Origin of the sequence: Sediminibacillus halophilus (assembly GCF_900103695.1) — a bacterium.
GTDB classification, from domain to species: Bacteria; Bacillota; Bacilli; order Bacillales; family Amphibacillaceae; genus Sediminibacillus; species Sediminibacillus halophilus.
This window is the reverse complement of record NZ_FNHF01000003.1, coordinates 720694-736236: the sequence shown is the minus strand read 5'-3', so window position 1 is coordinate 736236 and position 15543 is coordinate 720694. Positions and strand designations below refer to the sequence as shown.

The window sequence follows — 15543 nt, the reverse complement described above, 5'->3', positions numbered from 1 at the left end:
CCTTTATTGGAATAATGGATCTTTCCATAAAACGTACTTTGAAACAGCCTTAAGAAAAATATACTGTATTCTACCGTGCTATTCCATAACGATTCACAAACTTTTCTGTTAATAGTATATTGGGACTAGCAAGGTAATTACAGTTAACGTTGCATCCATTTTTGAGAACGCATTCAACCTATGGAGGAAAGAGGGATCGTTATGAAAAAAGCTCTGGTTTTCGGTGGCACCAAGTTTTTCGGAATTCATTTAGTCAACCAGCTGCTCGATAAAGGATTTCATGTAACCATTGCCACCAGAGGGAAAACGCCTGATCCATTCGGAGAATCCGTGCGCCGCGTGGAGGTGGACAGAACAGACAAGCAAAGCCTGTCTCGTGCATTCAAGCATGAAACCTGGGATGCCATCTATGACCAGATTTGTTTTTCTTCACAGGATGCGATGACCGCCATGGAGATTTTCAAAGGAAAAACCTATAAATACGTTTTTACTTCGTCTTTGTCTGTTTACGACATGGAGAACATTACCCCTCCCACAGCAGAAGAAGATTTCGATCCAACCAAAGAAAAACTGGTTGTGGCGGATAGCGACGCTTTTAGCTACCAAGAGGGAAAACAGCAAGCAGAAGCAGCTTTTTTTCAACATGCTCCCTTTCCAGTAACAGCCGTCCGCTTTCCCATCGTCCTTGGCGAAAATGATTATACCGGACGTTTGGCGTTATACATAAAAAAGGTCAAGTACCGCCAAGGGGTTTATCTAGATAACCCCCAAGCAGAGATGAATTTCATCTCTGAACAGGAAGCCGGACAATTTTTAGCGTGGCTCGCCGACATGCATATAGCAGAACCGATTAATGCCTGTGCCAATGGCTCCGTTTCCCTGGAAGAGTTACTGATCCAAATTGCCGAAACTACTGGACAGTCTGTCATCTACTCGGATAAACAATCGGATTCTCCGTACAATATTCCGGACACATGGACAATGAGCAATGAAAAAGCTTCAGACTATGGATTCGCCTTTTCCAACCTGCAGGATTGGCTGCCAAAGCTGATTGAGAAATTGGCAGTGCAGGTGTAATTGTCCAAAAACATAAGCTAAAGCCCGACACTTCCCATGGAAGCTCGGGTTTTTTTCGTATGATAGGGTTTATCATGATGCAGCTTTCACTTAGCGCACGAATTTTTTCTTTATTTGGATGACCAAGCCGGCGTTTACCTTCTCGCTAAAACGGTAATACCAATTAGTAACGTCAATTACCGAAATGAATCCCAGACAGAGAAGGAGTTGCCGCCATGGACAGCATTCATCCATCCAGACCGAGCGCCGACCGTCAGGATACACACTTGGAGACGGAGCTGGAGGAACAAGAAACCGACAACCCACAAGCTGATATCACATTGGGCCTGGTCCCTTCTCCCGATTTACCGGAAGCAATTGCAAACAAACTGGCAGTAAACTTGCCAGATTATCTAAGCCGCTATGTCGATGACCAGGTGACCTGGGAAGTGAAAACAGTCACCGATCCGCTGACTGGGGCCACGGCTGATTCGGACGAACTTTTAGAGGAAACATTCTATACCAAAGAACGCTTTGAATGGGATTATGCCATTAGTATAACAGATTTACCCATCTTCCTGGATAAACGGCTGGTGGTAGCTGAAGCAAGCCGGAATCGATGCAGTGCCTGGTTATCCCAGCCCGCGCTTGGTGCAGCGCCGATCCGTCACCGTGTCGAAGAAAGCATTTTGCAATTAGCCAATGAGATGTACTATGGCAGTTCTGAGGAGGCACGGGAGAAACAGCAGGAAAAATTTCAACGGAAGTATAAGGACAACAAAAAGCTTAAAAAGAAAAGTGCAAAAGAGCTTGTTGGGAAGAGACTTTTTGAACGTTTTTCTCCGATTAGAAGGACTACTCCGGATGCCGACTACGATCTCGATGTACGCTTTACGGTCGAGTCGAAAGTGTATGGGAGTTGGCGCATGTTGACCGGAATGGTCCGGGCCAACCGGCCATATACCATTTTCCCGGCCTTCAAGCAGGTTATCGCTGCTGCCTTCACATCCGGTGCCTATGGTCTGATTTTCCCAACGCTCTGGCAGCTAAGTAATGCATTAGAAGTTTTCCGATTGGTACTGCTGATGCTGACCTCTGTCACCTTGCTCTCCGTATGGATCGTTGTTGTCCATGGTTTATGGGAAAACACGATGAATGCCAGATTACCATATATCGCCAGACTTTATAATGTAGCGACAGTATTTACCTTGATGGTTGCTGTGATTATGTACTACGCGGCACTATTCCTGTTATTCTTTCTTGCAGTAGTCATCTTTGTTCCGGCAGACATCCTGGAATCACAAATAAACGATGAAGTCGACTTCACTAACTACATTACACTGGCCTGGCTGGCTTGCTCTGTCGGTACATTTGTCGGAGCATTGGGCGCCGCATTGGAAAGCGAAGATACGGTTTTAAATACGACTTACGGTTATCGACAACGACGCCGCTATGAAGAAAGCCGGGATGATGACAATAATGAGGATAAGTAACAACCTTGCCCTTATCGTAAGGTATTGTGTGAAATACAAAAAGGCAAGGGAACAGGAAAATAGCCACCTAATTCGCGGGTAATTGGGTGGCTATTTTTATTGAGTTAAAATCATGGTAATTTTACCCGTCGGCCAGGTGATGAAGCGATTAATTATAAAAAATGATACATCCAACAGTATCCATGGAGCAACTTTTCTTCTTTAACGAAGGTTCTATCGCGTTAAGAAGGAAAAGTACCTGATACCCACTTGAGAAAGTTAGTGACGGAATTTTTTGACAAGGAACATCATAAACGATATAATTTTGAAAATTTCATATAATTCGGCGTTGATGAGAAGAGTAATTAAGAAGCGGATATTAACAGAGAGCTCCTGTCTGCTGAAAGGGAGTACTATTCCTCTTAATGAACAAAGCCTCGGAGCTTCTTGCCAATCTGGGGAAAATCAGGGATAGCAAGACGGGTTCTTCCGATAAAAAGATAGGGTATGAATGTACCCGAAGAGGTTGATATGGCGACGTATCAACAAACTGGGGTGGTACCACGAAGCGACAACTCTCGTCCTCAAGAATAATTTCTTGGAGGTGAGGGTTTTTTTATTGCACTACTATTGATCGTAAAACACAAGCGTTTAGAAAGGGGAAAATAAAATGGAACCTTTATTGTTGGATGTTCCTTTACGATTAGAAACAGAGAGACTAATTCTACGGGCGCCACTTCAAACCGGAGATGGGGCTATGGTGAATCAAGCAATCAGAGATTCCTTTCCTGAATTAAAAGCTTGGCTGCCATTTGCCCAAGAACTTCCCAATGTGGAAGAAACAGAGATAAATTTTAGAAATGCTCATATAAGCTTTCTAAAAAGAGAAGGTTTTCGCTTTCTCATTTTTGGTAAAGAAACGAATGAATTTATAGGCACAACAAGCCTTCAGAGCATTGACTGGGATATTCCCAAATGTGAAATTGGTTACTGGATTAATACTAGATACAGTGGCAATGGATATATGACAGAAGCAGTAAAAGAGTTAGCCAGTTTTGGACTAAATACTATCAATTTTAAAAGAATAGAAATTCGATGCGAATCGACTAACAACAAAAGCCGTGCTATCCCAGAGAAACTTGGGTTTGAATTAGAAGGCATCTTAAGAAACGACGATTTATCCGCAGATGGCAGCACGTTGACCGACACATGTTTTTATTCCATTATAAAGGAAAATTAAAGCTTTATCAGAAACGGACATTGGAGAATTTTGATGCCCGTTTCATTGCTTTTCATGCAGTTCATTCCCTATTTCGGCCAGACCCTTCCTTCCCACCCCTCCATTATGTTCGACAAAGAAACGAGTTACCGTTGGAGAGAGTAATATTTTAGGAGAAATGGCCATTGTGAAACCAAACGTTTCAAAAATAATTTTTCCGCGAATATTGTAAATATCTCTCCTCTCCTGTCGAGTTATCCATTATAATAGCCATATTCCCAAAAGCTTTTTACAGGTAGGAAATAGCTGCGGGATAGAAGACAAAACGACGAAACGTCATTCGGTTCTCTTTCTTAACTTGTTGGGAGCCACGATGATTTGTTAAATGTATAGGAAGCAAAGAGGTGTTCTACATAAATGGAAAATATCGTACTCGTAAGCATTGTCATTATCCTTGGTATCGGAATCTTCTCCCAATGGCTCGCCTGGCGCATTCAATGGCCATCGATTGTGATCATGTCGATTGCCGGTTTACTGCTCGGGCCAATTTTCGGCCTGTTCAACCCACAGGAAGCTTTAGGAAACCTGTACAGCCCTTTAATTTCTTTGGCAGTCGCAATCGTGTTGTTTGAAGGAAGCTCCAGTCTCGACATCCGAGAAATAAGGGGGATTTCCAAATCTGTCTTCCGCATCGTGACGTTCGGCGCATTCATCGCCTGGATTGCCGGCTCACTTGCTGCCCATTTCATTGCCGGGCTTAGTTATGAGGTATCATTTATTATCGGCGGCTTGTTTGTCGTGACAGGGCCAACCGTCATCATCCCTCTGCTGCGCAATGCCAAATTGGCTCCGCGCATTGCAGCCGCGCTCAAATGGGAAGGAATTATTGTCGATCCGTTCGGCCCGTTGCTGGCACTATTTGCCTATGAAGTCATTAAAGTACTGACCATCGATACGCTTCATTTCGACTACCTGTTGAATTTCTTCTTCAGTGCATTGATTGCTGTGATTTTTGGTTATGCAATCGGCATGGCCGTCAGTATTATGATCAGCAAAGGGGTGTTTCCGGAATACTTAAAGTCACCAATCATGCTGGCATTTGTTTTGATCTGCTTCACAGCAGCCGAAGTGATCATGCATGAAACCGGGATGCTGGCGGTTACCGTGATGGGCTTGACGCTCGCCAAAACGAAACGGTATGTCTCTTCGATCGGCAACATCAGCCACTTTGTCGAAAATATTTCGGTCATGTTGACATCGACGATTTTCATTTTGCTTACCGCTTCCCTCTCCAGGGAAACGATAGCCGAAATATTCACCCTGCCAATTATCGGATTTGTGATCGTCATGCTGTTCCTTGTTCGTCCGCTATCGATTTGGATATCGACAATTGGTACCGAATTGACGCTCGCAGAAAAAGGACTGATTGGCTGGGTGGCACCACGGGGCGTTGTCGCTCTGACCGTCTCAGGGTACTTTTCCGCCTTATTAATGGAAGAAGGCCATCAGGGAGCTTCCTTGCTGACCACATTAACGTTCGCCTTGGTCTTTATTACCGTGTGTGCCCACGGATTCACACTAAGACCATTAGCCAAAGCATTAGGATTAGCCAACGACGCAGCACCGGGCATTCTCATCGTCGGCGCCAGCAGCTTTTCCATTGCATTAGCCGATTATCTGCGAAAATTTGATATACCCGTGTTGATTAGTGATTCCTCTGCAGGACGGCTTCAGGGAGCAGTTTCTAAAGATATCCCTGTTCATCACGGACAAATTCTTGCAGAGCATACACAATACGACATAGACCTGACACCATATGAAACCATTCTGGCGATGACCGGTGACAGTTCTTATAACGCCCTGGTCATACAATCTTACGCACCGGAATTCGGTTACAACAACACCTTTTCTTTACCAAGCAGGAACAATGCCGACGATGAGGAACAGGTTGAGAAGTCCCATCGTACCCATTTGCTGTTTTCCGAGGATGCTATTTTTACCGAACTGAACCGGAAGATTAATACTACCTATTCACTGCAAACAATCTCCATTAAAGAAAAAAACAAAGTTACGAGGGAAAACCTGCCTGCAGATGTAGTACCGCTATTCATTAAAAGGAGAAAGCTGGTGTCGAGCTAATCAGCCTGCGGAAAAAGTTCATGCTGGAAGAAGGAGATCAGCTGGTGGTGTTGAGGACGACAGAGGGAAAATAAAAATAGGTGGAACAAAAAAGCAGAAGCAGCTTAACTTCTGCCTTTTGCACCAATTTCTCCCGGACATTTAAACATATACAGGAAGTGATGAACTTTTATGGTAAAATATAAATACTTGTGTGTAAATTAGGAGGGATATAGTTGAAGAGGAAAATGATAAGGGTATTCATTTTATTCATCAGCGTTCTGTTCATTAGTGCTTGCAGTAATTCAGCAGAAGATGAAGAGGTAGGCGAAACCGCTGATGATGTAGAAGAAAACACGGCTACACCTGAAGAAAATGAAGATAAAGAGGAAAACGATAATAACGACGGCAACGACAGTTTGTACGGAGACCTTGATTTGCCTGAAGATCAGCTTGGCTTATCTATTGGCGACACGGCTCATTATAAATATGGTTATCAAGACATTATACGAGAATTTGAAATCACACTTAATTCTGTTGAAATTACCGATACCGCAGGAGATCAACCGAGCGAGGAAGGAAACTATGTCCTCGCGAACATAACACTTAAAAACCTAAGCGAAGTGCCAGTTATCGCTGAAGATGGATTAAGCCTGTATTTAGATAATGAAAATGTCGGTGGTTTACCTTGGTTCTACATAGATGGAGTTGCAGAAAAGTGGCCAGGTGAAGTACAGCCTAATGAATCTCAGACAGGGGTATTATTATATGACTCACCTGTCGGGACTTCTTATTCATTAATTAGTGGCGACTCCTCAGCTAATGCAAATACCATTTCATTTGAATTTACAGAGGACGAGGCAGAATAAATATAGAGACTTAGGAACATGGATATTTAAAGGTGAAAATGAATTCACATAAATAGACGGCGTGAAGATCCCGCTTCAAGCAAAAATTAGAAACCAAAATAAATTTCAATTAATAAGCGTGTCTATACTCACTCACGGAGTGCACCAGTTTCAGGCTGCATAAAACAGAAAGTGAGAGAATATTGAAGAAAAACCCGCTTATATAGACAAAAGGAGAGAGGCTTCCATAGAGGCAGCCTCTCTCCTTTTTTAACTTTCTCCCATTAAAGCAAATTCTTCTCTACCTTGCCATCCTTGAGCACGACTTGGATATTATCATTATCAGCCAGAGAGTAAATATCCTCAAGCGGATTACCTTTTACAATGACAATGTCAGCAAGCTTGCCGTGTTCGATGGTGCCTAGCTTACTTTCCCAGCCCATACATTCTGCTGCTGTTTTAGTGGAAGCGACGATGGTTTCCATCGGGGACATACCGGCATCGGCCATCAATCCTAACTCGCGAAGGTTAGTGCCATGCTTCATCACGCCGGCATCTGTACCCATAGCAATTTTAACGCCAGCTTTGTATGCTTTTGTAAAGCTTTGTCTATGCGCTTCAATGACTTCTTTCGATTTCTCGACTGCGCTGTCTGGCATGCCCACTTCCTTGGCAGTTTCCAATACTGCTACCGGGGCAAGCAGGGTCGGCACGAGATATGTACCGTTTTCCAGCATCAACTCGATCGCTTCATCATCGATAAAAATGCCGTGTTCAATGGAATGGATACCAGCACGTACGGCATTTTTGATCCCTTCAGCACCTTGTGCATGTGCCATGACTTTGACGCCTTTCCGATACTTGCCTTCCTGGACGATTACTTCCAGCTCTTCTTGTGAAAACTGGGTGAATTCCGGATGATCGGTGGCGCTCAGGACACCGCCTGTCGCATGGACTTTGATGACTTCGGCCCCTGCCCTCAGCATCTCCCGGGTCTTTTTCCGGACTTCCTCTACACCATCACACAGCCCACTCGGCATGCCGGGATACCCATTCGGAAGCAGATCCAAGACGTTCCCGGAAACAGTATAGCCGTCCCCGTGTCCGCCAGTGATTGTCAGCGCATTGATGCTCAATTGAAGCCGGGGTCCGGAAATCAGGCCATCCTCGACTGCTTTTTTAACCCCGAGGTCTGTTCCAAGCGCATCCCTGACCGAAGTGATGCCCGCTTCCAACGTATTCTTCAAGTACTCTGCCGCTTGATAGTACATAAAGGAAAATGGTGTTTCCAGCCGTTTGGAAACCGGCATGTATTCCATCATCATATGGACGTGGGTATCAATCAGACCCGGCAGAATCGTGCCGCCTTGTGCATCAATCACTTCCTCCTGCCCGGTTGTCTGATAACCGCTTTCCGATCCTGTATAGACGATTTTCGCCCCGTCCACGACGACAATTTGATCTTTTACCGGTTCTCCACCGTTTCCATCTACCAATAACCCATTTTTAATCAGTTTCACTGCCATCCTAATTCCTCCTCATAAAATGCTTCTATGTTATAAGGTCCCTACCAGAATTCCTGCCACGACCACCGAACTTATTGTAACCGTGGTGAACCCGCCAATCAGCATCGGGGCCAATAACTCATTGAAAATGATTTGTTCCTCCTCTTTGTTGCGGGCGATACTTCTGCTGGCTTCCTCACACAAAATGTAATCCCCAGGGAAACCGAACAAGGCGGTAAGCGCTACTGGCATTCCCTTGAACGGATGCCATTTCACAAGCTTGGACACGATGTAACCGCCAAGCGCGATGCCAAAAGTCCCCAACAACAAAAACAAAAGAATGCTAGGCAGGTTATCAAGCACCTGCTGTGGCGTGACTCCGCCCATAGTGCCAAGTACTACAAAAATGATCGCAATCATAACAAGCGTGAATGAGTTCGATTTTTCCAATGTCCGAGATTCGAAGATTCCCAACTTCAGGCCGATAATGCCAATCGCCAGACACCAGAGGCTGTAGTTAATCGGGGTCACTTCCCCAAGCGCTACGCCGATTGCCGCCCCGACAAATACGTAAAACAGTTTCAGTGTCATGCTCGAACGAAGCGGGCTCTGCGGTTTATCGTTTGTTTGCGATTCGCCACTGTCCATCCCCTCCGCCATCGGAACAAAAACACCATTGTCCATGTCTTTTTGGATGGTAGCCGCGTACTTTTTCATGAAAAATAACGACAGCGGCATGCCAACCACACCTTGAAAAGCAACAATCAATGCCGGAATCACCACAAGACTGCTCAAACCGATTTCCGTCAGCTTTTCTGACGTAACGACCAACGCGATGATCCCTCCACTGATCGGGCCAACTCCTGCCACGGCAGTCGGATAGTCAAAAATCAAGGAAACGATGATCAACAAAAGAACACCTGCAACAATCACTCCGCCCAGGGAAATGGCAACTGCTTTGATTTGTTTTTTCAGCAGCGAAAACGGAATCAAGGTACCCATGTGCAAAATGGCCGGTCCCACCAGAATCGCTCCGAGTGATCCAAAGGTCGACTTATCTAAGATATTCTCCGGAAAGATGCCAGTCCAAATACAAATCAGGTATCCAACCATTGCGGTCAGAAGCATCGGGACTCTGGCCCGGGATATGATAGAAATCCACTCTCCCAGGGCGATTAATGTAAAAAGTATGACTGTAGCTATTAGTGGATTTTCTAACAATCCAAAAACCTCCATTCCTTATTTTATTTTCTAAAAATTTAAATAGTTCAAATAGTATAGCACTATCAAAATTTTCTGTCTATATGATTTTGTCGAATTTTGCGTCTGCTTTAAATACCCTCTCACCGTGTAAGCGATTAACCTACTGAGAATAAAGAAAAAATGTTTTCATAAAAAATAGCTATGACATCCATAAGTAAATGGAATGTCATAGCTATTTTTTATCCCGGTAATTTTCAGCACGGTTGTTTGTTTATGTAAGTCTTGTCTTGTTTAACGTAAACCACGAAACCTCAACGACTGACTAAATGGGTGAAAATGTCCATACTGTTTTCCAGTTGAACAATTTTCTCTTTGTATTCATGTTTCTGAAAAAACTCTGCAAGAAATCCTGGCTGTATTTTCTGTTCCAATCAATAAGTTTTTCTACACTTTCGATTGATTCTTTCTTGGTGGATGGCAAGACTCCCGCCTTCCTTTTTTCGTACCTATTCCAAATTCTTTCTTCTCGAATCAATAAGGGAGTTTAAAGAATAAATATCATATCAGCCACTGCAAAACTTGGTGCTAACCACTTAAAATACCCCCTCTATTATCCAAGAAGGCTGTTCTACCATTTCTTTTAATTTATGATCCCTTACTGTTCCTGGAGCTTTCACGCCATATTCACTTAGATGGGATAGATACGAAGATGGTCTTCAAAAAAGAGATCATAACTAAACTCTTAGCTTCCGCTAAAGCACCTTTAGTCGAAGAATGTATATGGTTAACGCGTCCTTCCTCAACCAACAGGTACGTTTCTGCAAGTATAGTAGGAGTGTTTATAGATTACTAATGGGACAAGATTGTATAATGAAATATGTAGGGAGTGATTCACGATAAGAATACATATTCTCGGCGGGAAGTGGAAAGTCTTATATAGCAGACCAAGTAAGTAAAAGTTTAAAATAACGCATTATGACTTGGATACTATTTTTTGGGACAATAGTTCTTAAAATATCTTGTTTTATGTACTCTTAACTCAACCCACCTTTTTGCATTACTTTTCCTGACGCTTTGTTCTTGCTCATTACTGGAGCTCAAATTCAATCATTTTTAGAAGTTTCTGTTGCATACCCTTTCACTTTTATCCCAACTACATAGATGCAAAAGAAACGAACCCAAGCAAAGTGATTCGTTTCTTTTAAAAAGATGAACGCAATAAGAGGCACACATTGGACAGCCCTTTTGTTCAGCTATTGACATCGTTAATGAACATCTATTTAGTATTTACATGGTATTATTTTCTCGTTTAAGTTGACAAATCTTATGATAAAAAATTTGGCAGTTCTTGTTCATGCTTATCAAGCATAATCTGTTCCGGCTTGATGCTCTGCTCACGCAGTACTTCAATGTTCTGCACAAGGAATTCATCACTGCCAACAACATAAAAGAGTCCATCCTTGTCTGCAACAAGATCTTTCACTTTTTCATAATAGTCTTTGCGGTTATCGACGAACTGTGCTGTGAACTTCTTGTCAGGTGCAGATTTAAAAACATCAGTGAATAAAAATTCTTTTGATGAATCGATGTTCAGGGAATGAATTTGATTTACGTTGTCAGCACGTTCAAAATAATCAAGTACAAGCGGTCTGAAAGTTGCAAGGCCGACACCTGATGACAGAAGGTAAATATTTTTGTCTTCTCTTTTAAGTGGTACATTCGAATAGGTTTTGAATATTGCAACTTTATTGCCAACCTCAAGATTGCTCAAAATCGTTTTAAACTCAGAGCACTGCTCTCTGATACGTGTTGTGATACCGATTGCATTTTCATGCGGTAAAGTTGAGATAGACATGTGGCGAATTAGGCTGCGATTTGGTTTTTCTCCGGCATTGAAACCTTCCAGTGCAAAGTGGGTGTGAGAACCTTCATCCCATGTAAAGTCTCCCGGACAGTCGAGCAAATATGTTATAACCTCTGTCGTTTCCTTAATAATCTTATTTATTTTAGTCCAATATATTTGCATTGCATGTTCTCCCTCCTCAATTATATATATCATTATAAATAAAGTGATAATGATTCTCAATTAAAACATGTCGATTGAGCTGTAATCATCGTGGTTTTGTCGCAGACGTCCGAGAGAAAGGGCTTCTTCAATAACACAAATTTTACTTTTAATTTTCTCTGCAACTATCTTTAAATTCTCTATTACTTCCTCTATTTTTTCGTATATTTTTTTAGTAATTCCTTCGTGTTCTCTAGTGTACACTGATTCAATTGTTGTGGGATTCCTTTAATAGAAAAATCATTTTTTCGGATAAATAATAGTATCAAGTAGTGAAAATTGATCGAAGGTGTAATAACGGTATCGACTAAATCGTCTGTGTATTTAGGCTTAAAAATACCGAACTCATAATAGTAACGAAAGGTTGATGATGGTATATGAAATAGTTTACTTACTCATCCCACGAGAAACTGATGCTTCCTAACATACCTTCTTTTAAATTTATATTGGTATTTTTGGGTTTGTCTTTATAATTTTGCTCTACAACTTTAACAATAATGAGGCGAAAGTCATTTCACAATCTAAAACCGCTTGCCATTCTTTACAAGATGATGTGCTGGATTATGTATCCTAATCAAGAATATCTTCCAATTTCTTGTAACCATTCTTTTTGGATTCTAAATACTACAATCCTCATCTGACTATAGACAGGTTTATTCGATTTTGTTATTATTTTAAAGTATTTATAACAATTAAATTCTGACTAAAGTCAGATATGAGGAAAGAAGGAGTTTTTGTGAATTCGGATATGATTCAAAAATCACGCGCAAAGTTATGGTCGTTATCGTTTGTTTTTGCGATTATAGCGAATGCTTTGCTCTTCATGATATTTGAGATGTTACTACCCACACTTCCCTTGTTTGTCAATGAGATAGGAGGAAGTGCTACAGATGTTGGTCTTATCACAGGTGTGTTCATGGTCTCAGCAATCTTAATTCGTCCTTTCGCCGGCTACTTACTTAAGCTGGTTAATAAGAAATATCTACTCATCTTTGGTATCATTATTAATGCTATTTCAACAGGCATGTATTACTTCGCAGACAATGTCAATACATTGCTGATCATTCGACTTGTGCATGGTCTAGGCTTTGGTTTGGCCACAACTTACTTCGCAACACTAGTTGCAGAAATCATTCCTAAAGAAAGACGCGGAGAAGGTATGGGATACTTTGGAGTAGGTGAGACAGTAGCTATATCGATTGGACCCATGATCGGTATCTCGATATTGGAGTTTTTTGAATTCTCCCATCTATTTCTTGGCGGATTGGCTGTATTACTACTGGCAGCTTTTTTGGCAGCATTGACTAAATCCTCCAAGCAACTGAATAATAAGGTTGAGCCACAACACATGAAGGTCAAGCTACTTGAGAAGCGTGTAATTATACCCGCATTACTAACGCTACTAATAGGTGTTGCTGCATCTAGTATCATGTCCTTCTTTTCATTATACGCGATAGAAAAGGAATTTAGTGGAATTGGTTGGTTCTTTTTCATCATAGCTTTAGCAAGCTTCTTAGTCAGGCTGGTGTCTGGCAAGCTATTTGATAGACATGGCCCGTCCGTCATTCTCATACCTGGCTCTATCTTAGCATCTACTGGGTTTATTGTGCTTTACCTAGCTCAAGCGGATTTCACATTTTATGTATCTGCAGGATTATACGGGTTAGGGTTCGGGGCAATTTTTCCGGCGATCCAGACTTGGTGCATGAACCTTGTAGAAGAACATGAGCACGAATACGCAATGTCTACCTTCTTCAATTTCTTTGATTTTGGAATTGGTATTGGTTCCTTGTTATTAGGTATCCTAGTAACCAACTTCTCTTATAGCGTGGTTTATCTTGTTGGAATGGCCTTCTATATCGCTTTTCTTCTGCTTTATTTGTATATAATGTATAATCAAAGAAGAGATAACAGTAGTATCGGAGGTTTATACAATGAAAGAAGCCATTAGAGATGCAGCGGTCCGTCATTTCAATGCATATGGCTATGAAGGCGTTAAAATGAACAGAATTGCCGAGGAGCTTGGAATCCGGAAACAATCATTATCCTATCATTATGCTTCGAAAAGCAAATTGCTGACAGATACGTATGCTAATGCTATGAAAGAAGAGGTTATTTTTTTGGAGGAGTTTTTCTGCCAAGCTAAATCGCTTGAGCCGAAGGAAACACTTACTCAACTCCTTAAGGAAACTCAACAGCGATATTACAAGCAGCCATCTGTTGCTTTTCTGCAAAGCATGTCATTCAAAGCACCTTTGGAAACGAGTGACCTCATTATCTCCTATTACCGTGAGTATTTGCATGCATTTAAACAGCAAATCATGAATATAGCGAATCATCCTATAATCACTTGCACCCCGGATCAATTAGCCACTAGCTTTATCACCCTGTTTGATGGCTTGGTTATCCAGCTCGTCTATGAGAATGCAGAAAGTTTCCATCGTTCTTCACAAATATCCTTCGAGATTTTTTGGAAAGGTGCCACCTATTTAGAATAGAAAGATAAGCTAAGCTTGCCTGCTTGGCTTATCCTTCTTTTATGTATCTTTCTATTTCACTTCTTCCCAACAATCTCTACTTTTTACTATCCACTATGTTTTTGTTAAATATACTTCTCTTTTGTCTACTTTCTATTCATTCAACATTACAACTATAGCGAACACATAAAGTTGGTAACGCTATTACTTGCGTTTTGGCCCTGACGTTATGAAAAGTTTTTTTATTATCCCTACTGAACTTTAACATATATCCAATTACTTCAATGGTGTTATTCAACTATATGGCCTGATTATCGAAAACTTTTTTCCGCTAAATAGAACCTCTTTATTAAAGTACATTCCTTCAAAAAAATTTAGGCTCTACTACGAACGAAAGAATTACGCCTCCCTTATTAAACTCTACTACTCTAAAGTTTAATCCTTCGAATGCCGAGTTTGCCAGCTCAGTAAACTTTTTGTAATCATTACCCGTTATCTTTCTTATTTGCTTTCTCATCAGGTCCTCCTCATAGAACGATTCCTTCAGCGCTGCTATCATTTTTAAAAATCGGTCAATTAACCTCTAAAAAAAGATTGTAGCTTTGCTGGCTTTTGATCTAGTGAAACAATTCTAAACCCCCAGCCAAACTACAAAAAGAGGATCATGTAAACTTTGTCAATGCTTATGTACGTCAGTTCGTTGAGCCATTGGTGACCAGCAAATAGATTAAACTTAAAATCCTAATTTAATTCTTCTACTTCAAATGTTAATCTATCTAAATCCCAGACATCTTCCTCATAATTTTTGATCACTTTCACCTTAACTTTTTCCCCTTCTTCATAATCTTCTGGATTGGAAACCCGAATAGTTTGTGATGTTGGTGCATCAATAAATTCAGATGACACTGTAGAAGATTCCGGCTCGCCAATTGTTGTCCATGCTTCGACTTCCACTTCCATATCTCCGCTTTCCTTGTCGATTTCTGTTATGTCCCCTTGCATAAAAGTTCCTTCATCACTCTGGGAACAAGCTATCAATATGCTAGCTAAAGTTGCTACAATGAAAAATATCTTGCTTTTGGTCACTGGTGAGTCCCCCTTACATTCGTTCTATCATCCTGCTGGTTACTTCATTAACAGTTGCCGAAGACAATGCCATTCTTCTTCCTTCAGGATGGGATGGATGTGAATTATTCACTAAGTCTGCTACATACCGAATGCTAATAGAAACCATATAGCTGCTGTTCCGGAGTCAATTAGAAATACCTTGCTTTTTTTGCTTTGAAGATGGCTTTCCACTCCATCCAATATAGATCCAATCCCGGCTAATAAGAAAATCAGCCTCAGAAAGACGAAATCAAAACCATTGATTATGCAGGAAATCAACAGTATTACCATCATTATTGCAAGTGCGGTTCTAACAGTCATCATTGTTTTTGTGCTTTTCTCTTTTGTGTCCTGAAAAAATACTCCCATCCAAGTGACACCTCACTCTTCTGTCCGTATGTTAACAAACAAGCTTTCACAAATCCAACATTAATTTTAACATAAAATTACAATTTCTGATTTAATGGAATCAA

The 15543-nt window shown here is 41.4% G+C and carries 11 protein-coding genes, 1 pseudogene and 1 other annotated feature; of the genes and pseudogenes, 7 read left to right on the top strand and 5 right to left on the bottom strand.

The features are described 5' to 3' along the window. Positions 1-201 precede the first annotated feature (201 nt). The 5 genes and pseudogenes from BLR82_RS13860 (at position 202) to BLR82_RS13840 (ending at position 6734) form a co-directional block, all read left to right on the top strand. Positions 202-1077 carry an NAD-dependent epimerase/dehydratase family protein gene (locus BLR82_RS13860; RefSeq protein ID WP_074600035.1) on the top strand — a complete coding sequence of 292 codons (876 nt, stop codon included), beginning with the start codon at positions 202-204 and terminating at the stop codon, positions 1075-1077. A gap of 215 nt (positions 1078-1292) precedes the next feature. After that, entirely contained in the window at positions 1293-2549 is a 1257-nt protein-coding gene (locus BLR82_RS13855; protein ID WP_083334861.1) for a hypothetical protein, read from the top strand. A 319-nt stretch (positions 2550-2868) separates the two neighbouring features. Then, positions 2869-3117 (top strand) — a binding site (T-box leader). 81 nt (positions 3118-3198) lie between these two features. Further along, positions 3199-3768, top strand: a complete 570-nt coding sequence (locus BLR82_RS13850; protein ID WP_074600034.1) for a GNAT family N-acetyltransferase — start codon at positions 3199-3201, stop codon at positions 3766-3768. Positions 3769-4164: 396 nt separating this feature from the next. After that, positions 4165-5960, top strand: a pseudogene (locus tag BLR82_RS13845) (cation:proton antiporter). Between the two features lie 141 nt (positions 5961-6101). Beyond that, positions 6102-6734: a DUF4352 domain-containing protein gene (locus BLR82_RS13840; protein WP_074600033.1), complete on the top strand. Its 633-nt coding sequence runs from the start codon at positions 6102-6104 to the stop codon at positions 6732-6734. A 263-nt stretch (positions 6735-6997) separates the two neighbouring features. On the opposite strand, the gene BLR82_RS13835 is transcribed toward BLR82_RS13840, so the two are convergent. The 3 genes from BLR82_RS13835 to BLR82_RS13825 all read right to left on the bottom strand — a co-directional run bounded on the left by BLR82_RS13835 (position 6998) and on the right by BLR82_RS13825 (position 11447). Then, positions 6998-8239 (bottom strand): metal-dependent hydrolase family protein, encoded by a 1242-nt coding sequence (locus BLR82_RS13835; RefSeq protein WP_074600032.1) that lies wholly within the window; start codon positions 8237-8239, stop codon positions 6998-7000. Between the two features lie 30 nt (positions 8240-8269). Continuing rightward, positions 8270-9439: a hypothetical protein gene (locus tag BLR82_RS13830; RefSeq protein WP_074600031.1), complete on the bottom strand. Its 1170-nt coding sequence runs from the start codon at positions 9437-9439 to the stop codon at positions 8270-8272. Positions 9440-10745: 1306 nt separating this feature from the next. Further along, positions 10746-11447, bottom strand: a complete 702-nt coding sequence (locus BLR82_RS13825) for a dihydropteridine reductase (RefSeq protein WP_074600030.1) — start codon at positions 11445-11447, stop codon at positions 10746-10748. A 787-nt stretch (positions 11448-12234) separates the two neighbouring features. Between BLR82_RS13825 and BLR82_RS13815 the strand changes: the two genes are divergently transcribed. After that, positions 12235-13437 carry an MFS transporter gene (locus BLR82_RS13815; RefSeq protein WP_074600100.1) on the top strand — a complete coding sequence of 401 codons (1203 nt, stop codon included), beginning with the start codon at positions 12235-12237 and terminating at the stop codon, positions 13435-13437. Then, on the top strand, positions 13421-13984 hold the full coding sequence (locus BLR82_RS13810; RefSeq protein ID WP_074600028.1) for a TetR/AcrR family transcriptional regulator: 564 nt from the start codon (positions 13421-13423) through the stop codon (positions 13982-13984). The genes BLR82_RS13815 and BLR82_RS13810 overlap by 17 nt, the downstream gene beginning before the upstream one ends. Before the next feature lie 720 nt (positions 13985-14704). Here BLR82_RS13810 and BLR82_RS13805 read toward each other — a convergent pair. Further along, a complete protein-coding gene (locus BLR82_RS13805; protein ID WP_074600027.1) occupies positions 14705-15049 on the bottom strand; it encodes a hypothetical protein in 345 nt (114 codons plus the stop codon). Positions 15050-15169: 120 nt separating this feature from the next. Further along, positions 15170-15439: a hypothetical protein gene (locus BLR82_RS13800; protein WP_074600026.1), complete on the bottom strand. Its 270-nt coding sequence runs from the start codon at positions 15437-15439 to the stop codon at positions 15170-15172. Positions 15440-15543: the final 104 nt, after the last annotated feature.